Source organism: Vibrio lamellibrachiae, assembly GCF_050337265.1.
In the GTDB taxonomy this organism is placed as follows: Bacteria; Pseudomonadota; Gammaproteobacteria; order Enterobacterales; family Vibrionaceae; genus Vibrio; species Vibrio kyushuensis.
The window spans coordinates 151,238-169,268 of record NZ_JAKJSU010000005.1 but is presented as its reverse complement, the minus strand read 5'-3'; the positions used below and the strand labels follow the sequence as shown (position 1 = coordinate 169,268).

The 18,031-nt window shown below is 41.6% G+C and carries 14 protein-coding genes and 1 pseudogene; 5 read left to right on the top strand and 10 right to left on the bottom strand.

Going from position 1 to position 18,031, the window contains the following annotated elements:
- Positions 1-179: 179 nt before the first annotated feature.
- Positions 180-752: an SOS response-associated peptidase gene (locus L4C54_RS06365; protein ID WP_428807513.1), complete on the top strand. Its 573-nt coding sequence runs from the start codon at positions 180-182 to the stop codon at positions 750-752.
- Positions 753-770: 18 nt separating this feature from the next.
- Here the strand turns inward: L4C54_RS06365 and L4C54_RS06360 are convergent, their stop codons facing one another.
- The 6 genes and pseudogenes from L4C54_RS06360 to L4C54_RS06335 form a co-directional block, all read right to left on the bottom strand.
- Complete coding sequence (locus L4C54_RS06360) at positions 771-1,103, bottom strand: PBPRA1643 family SWIM/SEC-C metal-binding motif protein (protein WP_428800027.1); 333 nt, start codon at positions 1,101-1,103, stop codon at positions 771-773.
- Between the two features lie 123 nt (positions 1,104-1,226).
- The gene (gene sigZ, locus L4C54_RS06355) at positions 1,227-1,766 is read right to left on the bottom strand and encodes an RNA polymerase sigma factor SigZ (RefSeq protein ID WP_428807941.1); all 540 of its coding nucleotides are present in this window, start codon (positions 1,764-1,766) and stop codon (positions 1,227-1,229) included.
- Between the two features lie 288 nt (positions 1,767-2,054).
- Positions 2,055-2,697 (bottom strand): annotated as a pseudogene (locus L4C54_RS06350) (glutathione S-transferase family protein); the annotation flags it as partial.
- Between the two features lie 256 nt (positions 2,698-2,953).
- Positions 2,954-4,339, bottom strand: coding sequence for a TRAP transporter large permease (locus L4C54_RS06345; RefSeq protein WP_428807512.1), 1,386 nt, complete (start codon positions 4,337-4,339; stop codon positions 2,954-2,956).
- Positions 4,326-4,880: a TRAP transporter small permease subunit gene (locus tag L4C54_RS06340; RefSeq protein ID WP_428807511.1), complete on the bottom strand. Its 555-nt coding sequence runs from the start codon at positions 4,878-4,880 to the stop codon at positions 4,326-4,328. The genes L4C54_RS06345 and L4C54_RS06340 overlap by 14 nt, the downstream gene beginning before the upstream one ends.
- A gap of 96 nt (positions 4,881-4,976) precedes the next feature.
- A complete protein-coding gene (locus tag L4C54_RS06335) occupies positions 4,977-6,041 on the bottom strand; it encodes a TRAP transporter substrate-binding protein (protein WP_428800030.1) in 1,065 nt (354 codons plus the stop codon).
- A gap of 230 nt (positions 6,042-6,271) precedes the next feature.
- Here L4C54_RS06335 and L4C54_RS06330 point away from each other — a divergent pair, with 230 nt between their 5' ends.
- A complete protein-coding gene (locus L4C54_RS06330; RefSeq protein ID WP_428807510.1) occupies positions 6,272-7,645 on the top strand; it encodes a cache domain-containing protein in 1,374 nt (457 codons plus the stop codon).
- Entirely contained in the window at positions 7,642-8,271 is a 630-nt protein-coding gene (locus L4C54_RS06325; protein WP_428807509.1) for a response regulator, read from the top strand. Before L4C54_RS06330 ends, L4C54_RS06325 begins: the two co-directional genes overlap by 4 nt.
- Positions 8,272-8,324: 53 nt before the next feature.
- Here the strand turns inward: L4C54_RS06325 and L4C54_RS06320 are convergent, their stop codons facing one another.
- The gene (locus L4C54_RS06320; protein ID WP_428800033.1) at positions 8,325-8,975 is read right to left on the bottom strand and encodes a Qnr family pentapeptide repeat protein; all 651 of its coding nucleotides are present in this window, start codon (positions 8,973-8,975) and stop codon (positions 8,325-8,327) included.
- Between the two features lie 306 nt (positions 8,976-9,281).
- Here L4C54_RS06320 and L4C54_RS06315 point away from each other — a divergent pair, with 306 nt between their 5' ends.
- Complete coding sequence (locus tag L4C54_RS06315) at positions 9,282-10,313, top strand: extracellular solute-binding protein (RefSeq protein WP_428807508.1); 1,032 nt, start codon at positions 9,282-9,284, stop codon at positions 10,311-10,313.
- Positions 10,314-10,321: 8 nt separating this feature from the next.
- Positions 10,322-12,769, top strand: a complete 2,448-nt coding sequence (locus tag L4C54_RS06310) for a putative bifunctional diguanylate cyclase/phosphodiesterase (protein WP_428807507.1) — start codon at positions 10,322-10,324, stop codon at positions 12,767-12,769.
- Between the two features lie 128 nt (positions 12,770-12,897).
- On the opposite strand, the gene L4C54_RS06305 is transcribed toward L4C54_RS06310, so the two are convergent.
- From L4C54_RS06305 to arsB, 3 genes are all read right to left on the bottom strand, one after another.
- Positions 12,898-14,505, bottom strand: coding sequence for a MopE-related protein (locus tag L4C54_RS06305; RefSeq protein ID WP_428807506.1), 1,608 nt, complete (start codon positions 14,503-14,505; stop codon positions 12,898-12,900).
- Positions 14,506-14,753: 248 nt separating this feature from the next.
- Positions 14,754-16,523 carry a sensor domain-containing diguanylate cyclase gene (locus tag L4C54_RS06300; RefSeq protein ID WP_428807505.1) on the bottom strand — a complete coding sequence of 590 codons (1,770 nt, stop codon included), beginning with the start codon at positions 16,521-16,523 and terminating at the stop codon, positions 14,754-14,756.
- A gap of 400 nt (positions 16,524-16,923) precedes the next feature.
- Positions 16,924-17,997: an ACR3 family arsenite efflux transporter gene (arsB, locus tag L4C54_RS06295; protein WP_428807504.1), complete on the bottom strand. Its 1,074-nt coding sequence runs from the start codon at positions 17,995-17,997 to the stop codon at positions 16,924-16,926.
- Positions 17,998-18,031: the final 34 nt, after the last annotated feature.

Sequence of the window (18,031 nt, the reverse complement as noted above, 5' to 3'; positions counted from 1 at the left end):
CAACTATTCGTAAATGGGCAACAGTACTACATTATTTAGATGTTGAAAATGGTAAGTGCTTGTAGGGAAACACTCAAACATAAGTAAATGATTTTTAACTATTCGATCATTAGAAGGATAACGCTAACTCTTATACAGTCTTTATCTATACTCAAACTATTTAGTGAGTGGGAGACGGTATGTGTGGACGCTTTAATGTTATTGATGACCCGTTAACTAAGTTAGTTAGTGAACTGCTCGACATGCAATTTACTACCCAATCTAATAGCGATGTAAGACCAACGAATATGGTATCCACTGTTGGTCACTCTAAGCAGGCATATAAACAGTTAGAGCTAAATTGGGGAATAAAACCAAGCTGGGCTAAGCGAGTGATCATTAATGCACAGGCGGAAAGCGTATCGACGAAATCGACGTTTCGGGAGGCGTTTGAAAACCACAGAGTAATTGTGCCATGTTCAGGCTGGTATGAATGGAGAACAGAACAAGGAAGTAAACGGAAATATCTATTTGGTAACGCTGATGGTTCACCGCTCTATATGGCGGGAATCGCACTAGAGTCTCAGCAGAAACTGGTAACTCTGACGACAACATCAAATAATCAATGTCAGCCATACCATCATCGAATGCCATTTCTGGTTCCGAGCTTTGCAATTGAGGAGTGGCTGACGGTTCCATCGTCACAATGTGTTCAACTGCTCACTAATTACTGGGACGAAGAGCTATTGATAAAACATTGTGACGAGGGTTAACTTTCAGTCGTGGGGAACTTAACCGCAACACTTCTTGTATTTTTTACCACTTCCGCAAGAACAAGGGTCGTTACGGTTTGGTGTTTTTTCAAACGTTGTTGTTTTTGGCTTGTTTAGCAGCGTATCAAGCTCAAGTGTGTTTTCTTCTTTAGTAGAATCAACAGTAATGCTTGCTACGATAGCGTGCTCAGCGACTAATGCTTCAATTTCAGCTTTACGCTCGTCAGTGCTAACCATTACAGAGACCGGTGCTTCTTCAGTTCCTAACTTGACGTCACGATTAACGTTATAGCCTGATTGAACGTGGCTTTGTCTTGCATCGATTCGGCCTTTAAAAAACAGTTTTGACATTGGGGACTCGCTAACAGTTGGGGTGCGTAATTGAGCGAGGGATTATACGCATATATACCGAATGTGAAAGGCGCAATGGCGTTAAAGCTAAGTATTACTTATTGATAGCCACTATATGAACGCTTAGCAACCCGAGCACTGTTTGGGCTTTTGCTGAAAATCCAATAAGTTACCTTGAGCATCAATGGAAAATTCACAGCAGTCGCTAAACAAGGCATGCAGCATTGAACGACTTTTTTGCACACGAGATTTTAATGTGGAGTATTTAATGCCATGAGTTTGAGCGTACTCTTTTTGAGGAACACCTTCGATCTCTATCTTTGTGAGTAAGTCTGCGTGTTCTTGTGGCAGGCCTTTAATAAAGGGGAGTACGCAGGATGAAAGCTGTTGTAGTACCTCTTCGGGCTCTGCTTCCCAAACATGATCTTCTATTTCCTCAGTTCGTTTACCGTTTTTTCGGTAGAAATCGATGATCGTATTATTGGCTATCTGAAACAACCATGACTTGATCTTCTTCTTATCTTTTATGACACCTAAGTTATTGTACGTTTTGATTAAAATCTCTTGAAGAAGGTCGTCAACGTCATCGGGGGTAGAGACGTTTTTGTGTAAAAAGGCTTTGAGGCTAGCTCGGTACTCAGACCATACAGTTTCAATTTTCATCTTTTCGCTATTCACTTCTGTTTTCCTAGTACCTTGTATAAGTTAGCAAATAAGTGCTCCTAAGAGCACTTAATTTAACGGTTATCAAATAACCAAATTAGTTTGTGCAACAGTCAGGTGTGCAGCAGTTCGCTACGCTACCATTAGTCGTACAGCACTTCTCTTTGGCATTGTCTGAGGTGCAGCAATCAGAAGTACAACAATTAGCTTCGCAACAACCATCATCACAACAATCGGCATTATTACAATCGACAGTGCAACAGTTAGAGGCTTGGCCTTCATTAATTGTCGCAACAAACGTGTTGGTGAGATAAAAGTTTTTGAATCGCTCGATAAAATCTGAAGAAACTGATTTTTCTCCAAGCTCTGTTGATAATATAGCTTGTTGCCATGCTTGCGTTTTAGGCAAGCAGCAAAGTAGGTCGTACCCTGAATGCTCCTTTACTATAGCCGCGCGATGCAGAAGGGGTAACCAAGCAATATCGACATTGCTGAGTTGGTTTGAATTGAAGAACGTTGTAGAGCCAGTCAGTTGCTTCTCAATCTTTTGAAATACAGTGCGCAATTTCTCAGTACGTTGATTGAATGTCGATTCATCTTTACTACTCATGGCCCCGCATTGTGACAGGTAGTTTTTGGTTCCAAGATAGCTCCAGGCGCGATCCTGCGCCCGTTGTTCATTTGAAATACTATCTTCTAATGGACCAAACTCATCCTCGATGTATTCAACAATCGCATCAGATTCAAAAAGGGCGGTGTTGTTTTCGGTGATCAATACTGGCACTTGGCCGTTAGGTGAAAGGTCAAGGAACCACTGCGGTTTATTCTTAAGGCTAATGAATTCGATCTCGTAAGGGATGTTTCTTGTCTCAAGTGCCGCTGTTACACGCTGAACAAATGGGCAAATTTCAAAGCTAATCACTTTAATCATAATGGTCTCTTCAATAAGGTTTTAATGTATTTACCTCTATAAGACGAAGGGACTTTGAAAAAGACGAAATAAAATTGAAGTTAATTAGAAATGAATGGATACGAATATTATCGGGGTACTGTCATTACTGAGGGAACTTGACTGAAAATGTTGTGGAGCGGTTATAGGCGAAGCAATCGTATAGACGAAGCAAACGTATAGGTGAGTTTGCTTCGTCAGGTCATTGTCTGACTTTTACTACATCTGGTGCAATAACTTAACCATAAGCAACGCTAGGGAACCAAAGCACCAACTGGGGCCAAGCGACCAAGCAGCTGAGGGCAATCAGTTGAATTACGATAAAGGGTATAACGCCTTTGTAGATATCCTTTAACGCGACGCCTTCTGGGCATACCCCTTTTAAATAGAACAGGGCGAACCCAACAGGAGGGGTTAGAAAACTTGTTTGCAACGCCATTGCGACCAACATAACGAACCAGACTAGGCTAGGATTATCAACTACGCCATGACCGTCTAATTCAATGCCTAAGCTTGAAATAACCGGAGCAAGCAAAGGAAGCGCAATAAGGGTTATTTCAATCCAATCTAAGAAGAAGCCTAAGAAGAAAATGATCATTAAGATAAAGGCGATGATGCCGTAAGGCCCGAAAGGTAAACCGCTTAGGAACGATTCAATCAGTTCATCCCCCCCTAATTCACGTAATACCAAGGCAAAACAGGATGCGCCTAAAAAGATCATGAAAATATAAGCGGTTGTGCCGTAGGTGGAAAGAAGGACATCTTTAATCACTTTAAGCGAGAGTTTTCTATTGTAGGTTGCCAACAGGGTTGCGCCTAACGCACCAATCCCAGAGGCTTCTGTTGGGGTAGCGATGCCCGCAAAGATAGAACCAAGAACCGCAATAATAAGCACAACGGTTGGAGTAATGGCTTTGAATACCTCGAAAATGATACTCCAATCGACAGGCTGAACATCATCAGGTACAGGAGCATGATTTGGGTTGAGTTTGCCGACAATCAGGATATACGCGATGTATAAGCTACCAAGCAACAACCCTGGTAATATCGCACCCATAAAGAGATCGCCAACCGACAAACCTAGTTGGTCAGCCATAATAACCAACATGATGGATGGCGGCAGTAAGATACCAAGTGTTCCAGCAGAGGCCACCGTACCAAGCGCCAATGGAAGGTGATAACCTTGGCGCATCATGGTCGGCAGAGACATGACGGTCAGTAACACCACCGAGGCACCTATGATTCCGGTTGATGCCGCGAGAATGATCCCGATAGCCATGACTGTGACGGCTAATCCACCATGAACTTTACCAAACAGCTTTTGCATCGACGCCATAAGCTTTTCGGCAATGCCTGACTTATCTAGCATATTCCCCATAAAGATAAACATGGGCAAAGCGACCAAAATCCAGTTGTCCATTATTTTGTAAATACGGTTAACTACTAGCCCAAGGGTGTTGTAGTCCAAGCCTGTGAATGTATCTAAATAGATGTCAGCAAAATAACCAACGCCTGCGAAGAATACTCCAATACCGCCTAATACATACGCAACGGGAATGCCAGTGAACAGTAACAGAACAAAAGAGCCAAACATGGCGATAACGATCCACTCATTTGCTTCCATGGGAGTCTCCTTTCTGTGTGTTGGAATTTAAGGTATGGACGTTTCGCAAAATACGAGAAACTAGTGATAGAAGAAGCACACTGAAACTGATGGGTATGACCGCTTTGATTAGCCAACGAAAAGGTAAACCAGAAGGCGACGATGAGCGTTCATTGACTCGCCAAGCTTCATAAGTGAAATCGTAAGCATGAAAAATCACGACAAGTACAAACGGAATAGCGAATAGGGATAACCCAATAATATCGACCCATGCTTTTTTACGTTCGCTGAACTTGTGGTAAAACAAATCGACTCTAACGTGCAGGTTATTCACTTGTGCGTATGCGGTGCCAAACATGACGGCAGTTGCATAAAGGTGCCACTGCAACTCTTCAAAGGCTATTTGTCCGTTAGAGAATACTTTCCTTAAAACCACCTGAATAATGATGACAGCGATAAGTGCCAAGTTGGCCCAAGCAATAACTTTGCTGATTGATTGGATAAAATTATCGATGTGTAAATACACGGGTGTAGGACTAGAAGTGGATAACGCACGAAGCATAATTTCCTCCAGTGAGACTGATCAGCGTTTAATGCTGACCAGTCGAGCTATTAATTGAATAGTGATTGCTAAAAAGTGTTAGGTTTTAGTGCGCGTTTATTGGCCTGACTCTCTCGGAAGGAATGCATGAGATTCCCACAAAGCGTAACCACGTCGGAACTCACTTAAGTCTTCCCAAACTTTGGCAAAGAATGGGTCTTCTACTTTTTCATCAACCACTTCTAGCCACGTCGTTTCAAACAGGTTCAACATCTCGTCGTTCCAGTATCGAATCTCAACACCTTTCTCTTTGGCTTTTTGCATCGCGCTGTATTGCATTGCTTCACCTTCAGCGATTGAGTAAGTCATTGCCGCCATACACGTAGTTTCAACAGCGCTTTGCTGCATGGTGTCCATGCCGTTCCAAGTATCTTTGTTGATCAGCAGCTCAAACACAGTGGATTGTTGATGCCACCCCGGGAAGTAGTTGTATTTGGCAACTTTGTGGAATCCAAGACGTTGATCAATAGCGGGCTGAGAGAACTCAGACGCATCGATTGCCCCTTTTTCCATCGCACCAAATATTTCACCACCCGGCAGTTGCACTGTACCGACACCCAATTTTTCCATAACAGACGCACCCAACCCAAAGAAACGCATGTTCAAGCCCTTAAGATCTTCTGGCTTCTCGATCGGTTTTTTAAACCAGCCTGAAGTTTCTGGGGAAATAATGGCACAAGGAAGAACCTTAACGTTGTAACCGCCTTGGTCATACATCTCTTGATAGAGTTTTAACCCGTTACCGAAGTGAAGCCATGCCATGTATTCGCCTGCTTCTGGCCCAAAGGGAACGGCAGAGAAAAGAGCAGCAGCCGGTAGTTTTCCTTGCCAGTAACCTGCTGTTGAATAGCCCGAGTTAATTTTACCGGTAGAAACGGCATCTAGAATCTCAGCAGGATTAACCAACTTGCCTGGCTCATAGATTTTCATCTTAATAGTGCCACCTGAGGTTTGTGGAATGCGCTCTGAATACCATTTGATAGGCGTACCAAGTGCAGGCAAGTGACTACCAAAAGCGATAGGCGTTTTAAGCAGTACTTTGTCGGCGGCGTGTGCTGAGCTGAACGTCAATCCACTGGTAGCTGCAACAGCCATGATCAGAGCGATTTTGTTGAGATTCATATCCATTTCCTCGTTAGGTCCCTAGTGTGTGTTGTTTGAAATGCGACTATTGCAAGGCAGTATGCTGATACTTGTGTTAATGCAATGTTACATTTAAGGTAGAGTTTAAAGGTCGTAGTGAGTGGGCGAAATTGGGATAAACGCGCAAATTGAATGAGTAGTATTGCTGAAAATTTTTCGAATGTTACGTAGTACTACGTATAAAAAATTAATGTTAGTTATGGTGTTGTATGCGTTTTGTGAATAATAAAAAATTATCGATTAACATTTTTTTGCTCTCTGTAGTGCCCCTGATTGTGGTGGTTTCTATCATGGCGACGTTACTGTTTAGCCAAGCCAAACAGCTGGTGGAAGAAGAGGTCCATCTAATTCGCGCCAATCTGATTGCCTCCAAGAAACAGGAGCTGCAACAGTATGTCGAGCTTGCTATCAAAGCGATTCAGCCCTATTACGACAGTGACCTTCCTGAAACTGAAGCGAAAACCATCGTTCGCGAAAAACTTACCCAAATGACCTACGGAAATGACGGTTACTTTTTTGCTTATGATTGGGAAGGTGATGCTTTGGTATTACCTTATCAAAAAGACAGAATTGGCAAGAACTGGTGGCTCGTTGAAGATGTTCATGGAAAAAAATTGCTTCAAGAGTTAATTAAAGTCTCCAAACAGAAAGGTGGGTTTGTTGACTATCAGTGGCACAAGCCGTCCAAATTAGAGCCCTTACCTAAATTAAGCTACGCCGTAGGGCTTGAAAAATGGCAGTGGATGATAGGCACAGGCGTTTACCTTGATGACATCGAACAACAAGTGCGCCACATGCACAATGGCTTTGATGACAAGGTGAGCCAAAGTGCCGCTGCTATGTTTGCGGTCATGATCGTAGCGGTATTTCTTATTGCGGCAGTAGGGGCATCGCTTAATTTAAACGTAAAGAAACTCGCGAACGAGCAACTCAGTTTACTCAATGAGCAGATAGTCGATTCTCAAGAAAATGAACGAAGACGCGTATCGAGAGAGCTTCACGATGGTGTAAATCAACTGTTAGTTGCGGCTAAATATCGCATTGAGAATGTTCGTGATGAAAGCGATGAAAAGAGAAAACTGGAAGAGTTAGAATCAGGTAAGGTCGCAATGGAACAAGCCATTGTAGAACTAAGGCGGATCTCACGAGATTTGCGCCCGCCTCAACTTGATGATTTAGGGTTGGTGGCTGGTATTGAAGCGTACCTAGATCAATTGAGGGCAAGAACGGATTTGGACTTACTTTTTGAGCATGATATCGATGAAGTCGTGTTACTTCCTGAAGTTGAAACGACACTGTATAGAGTGACTCAAGAGGCACTGCATAACGTAGAGAAACATGCGCAAGCGAAAGGAGCGGATGTCATTTTGCAGCGAGAAGGATCTGAGCTTCTTTTGACCATCAGTGATGATGGGTGTGGTTTTAATATACCCACCAAACGCAGAGAAAGATCAGTGGCACAAGGAATGGGCGTGAGAAATATGAATGAACGTATTCAAGCACTTGGCGGAAAGTTTTCGGTGTCGAGTGAGGTAGGGCAAGGGACGGAAGTTCGAGTGAGCTTGAACATGGAGTTGTTATGATTAATTTAGTGTTAGCTGACGATCATCGATTGATGCAGGATGGCTTGAAATCGCGCCTAGAAAGGGAAGATAACCTTAATATCTTAGCCTGCGCTGGAACAGGGTTGGAGGCGTTAGAGATTACTCGTTCATTAAAGCCCGATGTTCTTTTGCTCGATATTAATATGCCATTGTTAAACGGTATTGAGGTGCTGCAACAGCTGAAAAGCGAAGCGTGTGACACCTCAGTCATTATGTTGTCTATGCACGATACGAAAGAGTACGTTGTCACTTCCGTGAAGGCGGGTGCGAAAGGGTATGTGTTAAAAGACGTTGGCTCAGAAGAGTTGGTATTGGCGATCAATCAAGTTGCCCAAGGGCGTTCTTATTTAAGTGCGCAGGCATCAGATAAGTTACTTGAGCAGTTTAACGAAAAACCAGAGGTAAAAGACGACACCTTGTCCAAACGAGAGCTTGACGTGTTACATGCGTTAGTTGAAGGAGACTGCAACAAAGCCATTGCTAAGAAGCTGCATATTAGTGTGCGCACAGTAGAGACTCATCGATTAAGAATTAAGAAAAAACTGGCGGTAACTTCTACAGCAGGGTTAGTGAAAGCGGCTATTGATAGAGGTCTTATAGAGTAGTTTGAAGACTAGTAGAAGCGGACATCAGGTTATGTCCGCCAACCTTTATGAGACTACATTACAATGAGTCCAAATGGTTCGAGCAACTGTGCTTGCTGCCAGTCACACACCTTCACGCCATACATAGATACGCGGCGAATATCGAGCCCTTCTAGCTCAACATGAGTTAAGTCGCATTGCTCCATGCCAAACGTTCCCCATTGTTCTGGGCTAAATTCTCCTCGCGATAAATCCGACCCTTTAAGGCTTGCGCCCGATAAGTTAGCCCCATTCCAGCGGTTTTCAAACAACTCGCATTTCTCTAATAATGCACGCTCAAAATTACTGTAGGTTAGGTTACAGCCCGTGATGTAGGCTGATGAAAAAAATGCTGCGTTACTAATTCGATTAATAAAGTTAGCTTGTTGGAAATTTGCTCCCTTTAAATCACATTTACGCAGTTCAATGCCAAAGCAATCAGCGCCGCTGAATTGGCACATGGTCAGCATACAATTGTCAAAACTGGCGTCTTTTAAGTTGGCGTATTGGAAGCTACAACCTTCAAGTGCTTTGGGTTCAATGAAGCGACACTCTAAAAATTTTGCATCTCTCAAATCTGCGCGATCAAAACTGCAATTAAAAAATCGACACTGTTTAAAGGTTTGGCCCTGCAGGTCTTGGTGAGAAAAATCGTGCTGGTGATAAGTCAGATCTGTATGAGTCATATTCCCTCTTTTGGAATGGTGTACCGAAGATAGGCTAAGACTAACATTGCTTATTGCTATATTTCCACATAATTAAATGCCGTAATATCAGTGATTTACAATCGCTCAAATTGCCCGTTTAAAGAGCCTGTAGAGCCCGCTAGCCATATCGATTTGAAATTATCGCGATAGCATATCAAGAAAATAGTTTCATTCCGCGTGTGAGCTTAGCGTACGCATTAAGCAATGCCACACTCATGGTCTATAGTTAGCTAAGTATTAGAAGAACAATAAAAACAAATGTCAGATGGATTTGAGAGTGTATTTATGAACGTAACTAAAATACTAGCTGTCGCTTTAGGCTGGATAATTTGTGTCCCTCTATTTGCTGATGAGATACGTCTACTTACCTGGGAAGAGTACTTTTCTTCAGAGTTAATCAGCGAATTTGAACAACAAACCGGGCATACCCTCAAACAAGTCTATTTTGAAAGCGAAGCGTTACGCGATCAGGTTGTCTATTCAGGCAAAGCAAAAGCATATGATCTTTTTATTATTGATGGCTATACACTTCAGCAATTGGGCGAAGAAGGTGTGTTGAGTAGAGTAGATCGTTCTCTAGCAGAAGGTAATTTTTCAAAAGACTCGGTGGCGGCGTGCAAAGATTATGGTGTTCCATATTCGTTTGGATCGATTGGTATTGGCTATAGAGGATCAAAAGTGGATAAAACATTTAATTCTTGGATGGATGTTTTTGACTACGCAAAAGAGAATCCAAATACAGTCGTTATGCCAGATGAGGATCTGGATACTGCCGGAATTGCTTTGATGGCACTTGGGTATCATCCCATGAGTACGAGTGAAAACGAGCTAAAGGAAGCGTATCAATTGTTGGATGGAGTCGTAGGTAGCTTACTCGCATTTAGAAACACGCTCGGCTATGCAATGGACAAAGGTGCTGATTCTTCCATGGATGTGTCGGTATTTTATTCTGGTGAAAAAGAACAAATAAGCATCGCAACGAATCAAGATGATTGGGAGTATGTGATTCCTACCGAAGGGACGTTAATGTGGTATGAATGTTTCTCTAGCCATGTGGATAGGCCGATTAACGAGGCTACAAGATCATTCTTAAACTTTATAAATAAACCACAAAATGCCATCAATAACGCTCAAAGTATATGGTTTGCAACAACAAACAACAAAGCGTTGAAGTTAGCTGAGAACGACTATCTAAAGGATAGTGAGCTATTCCCGAAGGTTACAGAAAAAACTAAGAATTACAGTTATGATGTAATAGATGAAAAGTCACAACAGATAAGGGCCAATATTATCAATATACTATCATCAGACAAGTAGGGTGATTTATGCAGCTTTCACTTAAGCTTAATATAATTATACTCCCTGTTATGTTGTTAATATTTTCAATGGCTGGATATATAACTTATATTGCTCAGAAACAACAATTAGAATCTGTATTGGATTTGAAGATTAAATATGAATTAAAACATGTAGCGGGAACGTTAAATAAATCCATCAATGCACTAGAGACACTGAGTAACCTATTTTTAGATAGTGATGCAATTAACGGGTATCTAAACTCATTAAGTGTGAGTAAACACAGTTCATATTCAAATAGTAGGTTAACAAAGTATATAACGAGCTTAGACCCCAGCTTTGGTTCTGTGACTCAATTTTCGTTAGTTGATTTAGCGGGAAATGAGCTGTTTATCTATGATACGAAAGATCCCTTTGCGTCTATTGAATTACCTGAAGGTTTTAGTGAGTTTTTTGAAAGTGTTAGCAGTGAGTTAAAAGACCAAGGACTGACCAAGATTGATACTAGTATGTATCATTATCATACTTTGGAGTCGAAAAGAGACGAAATTTTATTGGTGAAAATATTTTCACCAGACGTTCCTATTCCTAGTACAAACGTTTCTAAAACACATAGACTATATGCTGCGATATTTACCGTTTTGCTTAATCCGAATGAAGGGTCGTTATCTTTACAAGATTCAGCGCTAAAGAGTAATATTGAATTGAAATTATCGTCATTAGGTCCTTCTCGTACTATCTATAAAAACCAACATATTGATAGGCAGAGTACAGACGAAAGCAGGTATGGATTCTCACTAACCTCCGATCTTTTTCATATTACAATATCGCTACCCAACGAAAAGCTAAATGATTTTTATCGTCCTTATAAGGTCATTTTTACGATTATTGTATCGCTAGTGACATTACTCTCATATATGTTCCTAAAAGTACTAATAGAAAAAGGCGTGATTGGGCCCATTGTGGATCTGACACAGCAGGTAGAATTATCAACGCCGGGTGGCGTAATGACAATAAAGCGTTCTAGCGATGATGATGAAGTTTCTACCCTTGCAAATAAATACCTTGATCTAATTGAAAGTCTGGAAGCTCAAGCTAAATATGATACTTTAACTGAGCTTGCGAATCGAAATCAGTTTAACTTATTTTTAAACAGTACACTTAATACAAATGTTATCTCTAATGACCGCTTTGCTGTACTTTATTTTGATATAGATAAATTTAAAGTGGTGAATGACCGATTTGGCCATCGAGTAGGTGATGAGATATTAAAGTCAATATCGAGTGACTTAATCAACATATTAGATTCGTATAAAATACCTTATGGAGAGGATGATAAACGCCTTTTGGCGCGAATATCGGGTGATGAGTTTGCTATTATTATTCAGAACGTCCGGGGTATGAGAGACATTGAGACAATATCTAATGAAATAATCAATTTATTTCAAGGAGGGTATGAAATTGATGACGTTGTATTTGATATTGGCATTAGTATTGGTGCTTCGATATACCCTGATGATGCGATTGATGTGGAAGGGCTGATGCGTAATGCAGATATAGCGATGTATAAAGCTAAAAAATCAGAAAAAAGCGTACTGCAAATTTATACGACGGAACTTGGGGATGAGGTGGAACGCTATGAGTATATTAACTCTAGCTTGAAGCTCTCTTTAAAGGAAAGTGCATTTTATCTCGTGTATATGCCTATCTATCATTGCCAAACGAGGAAAATTATTGGCTGCGAAGCTCTTTTAAGAAGCACATTGTCAGAGTTATCCCACTATGGTCCCGATGAGTTTATCCCTATCGCTGAACGATCTGGAGTGATAAAAGAAATTGATTATTGGGTGATGGAAGCTGCAATAAAACAGTTATCGTTATGGATGGAGAATATTAACTTCGATGGGGTAATGTCGATCAATTTTTCATCATGGCAGTTGAAGAATCAGGAGTTTGTGCCGAAGGTTGTAGAGCTAATTAAACGATACAATGTTCCGCCTCAACGTGTTGAACTTGAAATTACAGAGACATGCTTCGTACCTGGTGAATACAAGAACTTAGAAATACTTACCGAGTTACATAACATCGGTGTGAAGCTGTCTCTTGATGATTTTGGCACAGGGTATACGGCATTCAGTCAGTTGATCGACTATCCAATCAATACATTAAAAATTGATAAGATGTTTGTTGATGCGTTAGAAGATAGTGGAAACGGAAAGAATGGTGACCGTCCGCTGGTCGATATCATGGTTGATGTGGCTAAGTTGTATAATTTAAACATGGTTGCAGAGGGTATCGAAACCGAACATCAATTGAGATACGTGACAAAGTTGGGCTGCCAAAGTGCCCAAGGTTATCTGCTATCAAAACCATTGACTGTCGAGCGTTTTGTTGAACAGTGGGAGAGTCAAGAATTGCTATTTAACGATCTTGAGGGGCAAAAATCAGAGCATCAACGAAAGCTAAAATCGGTATAGATAAGTAATCGTAAGTCGCTTAAAAAAATTTGGCTGAATAAGCCATATGCCACCGTCTTGATTGTAGATATAAAATCTCTAGTACACTTAAAGTCTCAGTGCACTAGAGATTCTCTTTGTTGTTTAGTCTATTGATTACAATTTTCACTCACTATAGTTGTAGCCTCATTAAGTGCATTTGAAGTCGCAGTTAATTCATTAAGAGCGCTCGAGCACTGCGAAGTATCCCTATTTTTATGGGTACAGTTTCGTTTCACTTGTCTTAATATTGTTTGATAATCACGTTCTAACGCTGTTGCAGTAGCGATATCATCCAGACAGGTATCTGTTTCTGGCGGAGGAGGCGGTGGTGGGTTACCCGCTAAGTTAGGGTCAGTTTCACCACTGTCTACCTGTCCATTTGAATTCGCATCTTCGACACCGTCTAACATACCGTCACCATCAGTATCTTCATTAAGAGGGTCAGTGACGGTTGATATGTCAGCATCAGGAATGAAAATATTGAAGTCGGTATCACTTCCTTGCGGAGTGTTTAATCCTAGCTCCAGTCCATCTTGTAAACCGTCGATATCAGAATCGATGAGATTAGGGTCGGTCTCACCACCATCCACGTTCCCGTTTTGGTTCACATCTTCATTACCGTCTAATACGCCATCGTTATCGGTATCATCATCCAATGGGTTGGTGGTTGAAGTTGGGTCGTAGTCACCGCCGTTTCCAGTTTCAATGCCGTCTAGCAGTCCATCAGAATCAGTATCTCTATTTACTCGGTCGGTTTCATTTGGACCTACAGTTCCATCCCCGTTTACGTCTTCCTCTTCGTCGGCTAATCCATCATTATCACTGTCTAGATCCAAGTAATCTGCTAGTCCATCGCCGTCCGTATCGCTCCCACCAGTATCTTCTTCGATATTCGTAAAGATACCGTCCCCGTCGTCGTCAGGGTCAATACGATTAACATCTCCATTATTGTCACTGTCGGCATTCAACTCATCGATGTCGGCAACAGTATCGTTGTCACTGTCTGCGTCCAAATAATCTGGAGTGCCATCACTGTCAGTATCTACACTTGGGTAGCCTTCTTCTAAATCTGAATAACCATCCGCGTCAGAATCAGAGCTACCTGTTACATCGTCCGCCATGCCATTACAGTTATCATCAATGCCGTTTCCAACGATTTCAATCATATTGGGATTAATACTAGGGTTGCTATCATCACAATCAGTGCCACCGACGATATCACTATCAAAACCATCACCATCGGCGTCTGCTGCATCAGCGCCATCACAGTTTTGGTCTATTCCGTCGTAATATATTTCTGATGCATGAGGGTAAATTGAATTGTCGCCATCGTTACAGTCGCCTAAGGCAGAACCATCTGAATAGCCAGTGTCACTACAGCTTAAAGTTTCGTTAACCACTGCCATTGAGTCAGAGGCATATCCATCGTCATCTGCATCGACGTAACAAGCATCATAACTGTCACAGTTTTGATCGATGCCATCGCCAACAATGTCATTTGCTTCAGGGTGAATACGGTAGTCATTATCATCACAGTCACCACCATATTCAATCCATCCACCTCCTAAGTCATAACATGTGCCTTGCGTAACCGTAGCAGAGGTGAGATCTCCGTAAGCATCTCCATCCCAATCTGAATAACACGTTAATGCGTAAGCGTTGGTTGACGCCAAAATACCCACGAGAACTATAAAAGTCTTTAAAAGTAATTTCATATTATTATCCCCACAACGGTGGATAGTTCATTTATTACACGCATAGACGCAGTAACGCGGCCTATGCACTATTATCTTTTGTCAAAAGCTCAATTAACTAAAGGTAGAGTATGTATTGATTGATCTATCAATAAAGAGGTGAGGGACGGAGTTTTATGGTGAATAACCATACTTTTCACTAGCGAATGACGAAATGAAAGGAGCACGTATTGTTGGTTTATCGCTCTAATCACTAGAGCGATAATAGGTTAGATATTCTCTACAGCATCTAAATCTTCAGACTCTTCGTTGCTGTCGACTAGGGCAGTATTTTTGATTGGGTCTATTTTGGTGATATCAACCAAGATGTCAGCATCTTGATGGGTGTGAATGGCTTGGCTACGACCATTGTTTTTTGCTTTATACAGCGCAGTATCCGCGGCTTTAATAAGATCAACAGTAGATGCTTTTAGGTGAGGGTAAGTCGTTACGCCGATAGACACGCCGAGTTGCCCGAGCGATAGCCCTTTCATTTCTAAGTGAAGCTCTCGTATCTCTTTAACGATGGCTTCAGCAAGCTTGGTTGATTCTTGAATACCACAATTTGGACTAATGACCGCTAGTTCTTCTCCGCCTAGGCGGCAAGCGACATGTTCTTCATCAATGACTCGTTTTAATAAGTTAGAGACTTCTTTTAAAACATAGTCCCCAGCATCGTGGCCGAAGTTATCGTTAAAGCGTTTAAAGTGGTCCAAATCAAGCATTAGAAGAGACAGTGGCTCTTGGCTTGAGTTCGTTTTTGACCATTCGTTGTCGAAGACTTCTTCAAAGTAACGACGGTTAAACAGCCCAGTAAGAGGATCACTCAACGCTTGAGAACGCAGTTTTTCTTGTAGGCTTAAATTCGCCAAGGCCAAACCTAAGTGTTCTGCAATGGTAAATGCCAACTGTTTGGTCTCATCGTCAATTAACTTTTCACCAAAGTGCAGGTGATACATGCCAACAGTGTTGCCGTGAGCTGTTAAAGGAATACAAAGCGTAAGCCCGTCATCTTCGCAACTGCTCATATGGGTACATGGAAGATGGTGGTGCTCATCGGCGGACAAATGATACTTCCCTTTGCGTAGAGCCCAGCAATCATTAGGAGCATAAACTTTATTGGCTGGCCATTCTCCGCCCCAATCAAGTTTGATTTCTAATTGATTTCGAGAATCTCGCATAATGGAAACACATCCGTTTATATCCCCTAGGATCCGAGGAATTATGTCAGCGACAACGGTTTGAGCTTCACTGATGCTGTTACAAGCGGCCAACATATGCGCCAGCCTTTGCAGGAGTTCAATCTCTTCGGTGCTTTTCCGAATGCGAGATTCTTGCTTATCTCGCTCTTGGTTAATCAACGTCAATATTCTTCTGTTACTAATCCAAGAGGAAAGAATAAGAACTAATAAACTGCCACCTAACAATGCATAAACGATGATTTCTAATTCGGAAGCCATGGCGTAAAGCGTGGTCATTGGCATGGCTAACCGCAGGACATATCTCGCATCATGCCCATGCTCACTATCGTTGGTGTGACTTGTTTCTTGAGATAAATTGAGCGGTTTGGCAACATAAAGAAGCTCTTGATGAAGATCTGGGCTGAAATATTTATTCATACCACTTTTACCTTCGAAAGCTGTGGCTATTTCAACTCGTGTCCGGTGATCGTCCATTTTCGCTATTTCACGTGCATTGAGTGTTGTGTCGGCAAGTACTTTCCCACTGCTGTGGATGATAGTAAACCGTCGTCCGAACTTGGATTGCGACAACGTCTGGAGATAGTTGTTTATTTCAGTGGGGCCCATTTCATAAAGATCGATTTGATCGGTTTGAATTTGCTTTGCCACATCGTCGACCAGTCCAAACATATAATCACTGACAATATGGGTTAGCCAATCATCTAAGGTTTTTTTGTAAAAGTGGATACCGACTAACATAGAGAGGGCAATAGCAATAATAGGGAAATACTGAAATTGACTAAACGATTTTCTTTTCATTTTTATCACCGTAAAACTAGCCTACATGATCATGCCTTACCAAAGCAAAGCACCTCAATTTGTTCTGACGTTAAATTATAGTTATTCATTGAGTTTAGTATCAATTCTGAGATCCGCTACTTTTGAGGGGTGGAAATATTTATTCAGATAGGAATAGTGGATAAATACGTGGCAGAAGTCTCACTATCTATAAGTAACTGATAATGAGTTGAAAAGTTGCAGTTACGTTTGTCACAAATAGTTATTAAAATGAGTGAAAAGCCATAGTTTTTGTAAGTTTAAGTGCCTTTATAGCTAATTTAGCGAGATCTTATATGAAGAGACTTAAAAGCGGATTGAATGGAAATTAGAGCCAACTTGTATAAGTGGCTCTAAAATTAAAAATCAGCAGTCATAAATGCTAGTTCGAGATTCCCGCAGGCTCTTTATTCGAATAACGTTCTTTTAATTTCAGCGATACGTTAACTAAAGCTATTAGCACAGGGACTTCAATGAGAGGACCAATCACACCAGCAAATGCTTGATCTGAACTGATGCCAAAAACTGCGATAGAAACCGCGATAGCGAGTTCAAAATTGTTGCCCGTTGCGGTGTAAGCAATGGATGTGTTTTTGTCGTAAGGAATCCCCATTCGTTTACCGATAAAAAAGCTGGTAAAAAACATGATTACGAAATAGAGAGTAAGAGGGATCGCTATTCGAACCACATCCATCGGCAACTCGACGATCATTTCACCTTTAAGGCTAAACATAAGCACGATCGTACCCAGCAGAGCTATCAATGTAATAGGGGAAATACGGGGAATAAAGACGTCGTTGTACCACTCCTCACCTTTGAGGCGCACCAGTATTTCACGGCTAAGAAAGCCCAGTAAGAAGGGGATACCAAGGTAGATTAATACGCTATGAGCTATGTCGAGTATTGAGATATCGACGACCATGCTTTCATACCCAAACACAGGTGGTAGCACAGTGATAAACAGCCATGCCATGAAGCTATAAGTAAAGATTTGGAATACGCTGTTTAATGCAACCAACGCAGCTCCGTATTCTTTGTTGCCTCCACCAATGTCATTCCATACCAGTACCATCGCGATGCAGCGAGCTAGCCCTATAAGGATAATTCCCACCATATATCCAGGATGATCACCCAGAAACGCAAGTGCCAATATAAACATTAGAGCTGGGCCAACGATCCAGTTCATGATTAACGACAGAGTAATCGCTTGTTTGTCTTTTGTGACTTTACCAAGCAGGCGGTAATCTACCTTTGCAAGGGGAGGGTACATCATCAAAATTAGACCGATTGCTAATGGGATGTTGGTAGTACCGACGGACATTGCTTCGTTTAGTTGCTCTACCTGCGGGAAAGCAACGCCAAGGGCGACACCCACTGCCATCGCAACGAATATCCATAGAGTTAGGTAGCGATCCAAAAAGCCAAGTTTAGGGATAGCGTCTATTTGTTTAGTCATAAATTAACCTACATTATTAATATTAAAATCAATT

What these genes read in the sequence shown, in the direction of transcription:
- L4C54_RS06335 (WP_428800030.1), bottom strand. Translation starts at nt 6,041, where the DNA reads ATGAATCTCAACAAAATCGCTCTGATCATGGCTGTTGCAGCTACCAGT.
- L4C54_RS06365 (WP_428807513.1), top strand. Translation starts at nt 180, where the DNA reads ATGTGTGGACGCTTTAATGTTATTGATGACCCGTTAACTAAGTTAGTT.
- L4C54_RS06300 (WP_428807505.1), bottom strand. Translation starts at nt 16,523, where the DNA reads ATGAAAAGAAAATCGTTTAGTCAATTTCAGTATTTCCCTATTATTGCT.
- L4C54_RS06345 (WP_428807512.1), bottom strand. Translation starts at nt 4,339, where the DNA reads ATGGAAGCAAATGAGTGGATCGTTATCGCCATGTTTGGCTCTTTTGTT.
- sigZ (WP_428807941.1), bottom strand. Translation starts at nt 1,766, where the DNA reads ATGAAAATTGAAACTGTATGGTCTGAGTACCGAGCTAGCCTCAAAGCC.
- L4C54_RS06310 (WP_428807507.1), top strand. Translation starts at nt 10,322, where the DNA reads ATGCAGCTTTCACTTAAGCTTAATATAATTATACTCCCTGTTATGTTG.
- L4C54_RS06320 (WP_428800033.1), bottom strand. Translation starts at nt 8,975, where the DNA reads ATGACTCATACAGATCTGACTTATCACCAGCACGATTTTTCTCACCAA.
- L4C54_RS06315 (WP_428807508.1), top strand. Translation starts at nt 9,282, where the DNA reads ATGAACGTAACTAAAATACTAGCTGTCGCTTTAGGCTGGATAATTTGT.
- arsB (WP_428807504.1), bottom strand. Translation starts at nt 17,997, where the DNA reads ATGACTAAACAAATAGACGCTATCCCTAAACTTGGCTTTTTGGATCGC.
- L4C54_RS06360 (WP_428800027.1), bottom strand. Translation starts at nt 1,103, where the DNA reads ATGTCAAAACTGTTTTTTAAAGGCCGAATCGATGCAAGACAAAGCCAC.
- L4C54_RS06330 (WP_428807510.1), top strand. Translation starts at nt 6,272, where the DNA reads ATGCGTTTTGTGAATAATAAAAAATTATCGATTAACATTTTTTTGCTC.
- L4C54_RS06305 (WP_428807506.1), bottom strand. Translation starts at nt 14,505, where the DNA reads ATGAAATTACTTTTAAAGACTTTTATAGTTCTCGTGGGTATTTTGGCG.
- L4C54_RS06340 (WP_428807511.1), bottom strand. Translation starts at nt 4,880, where the DNA reads ATGCTTCGTGCGTTATCCACTTCTAGTCCTACACCCGTGTATTTACAC.
- L4C54_RS06325 (WP_428807509.1), top strand. Translation starts at nt 7,642, where the DNA reads ATGATTAATTTAGTGTTAGCTGACGATCATCGATTGATGCAGGATGGC.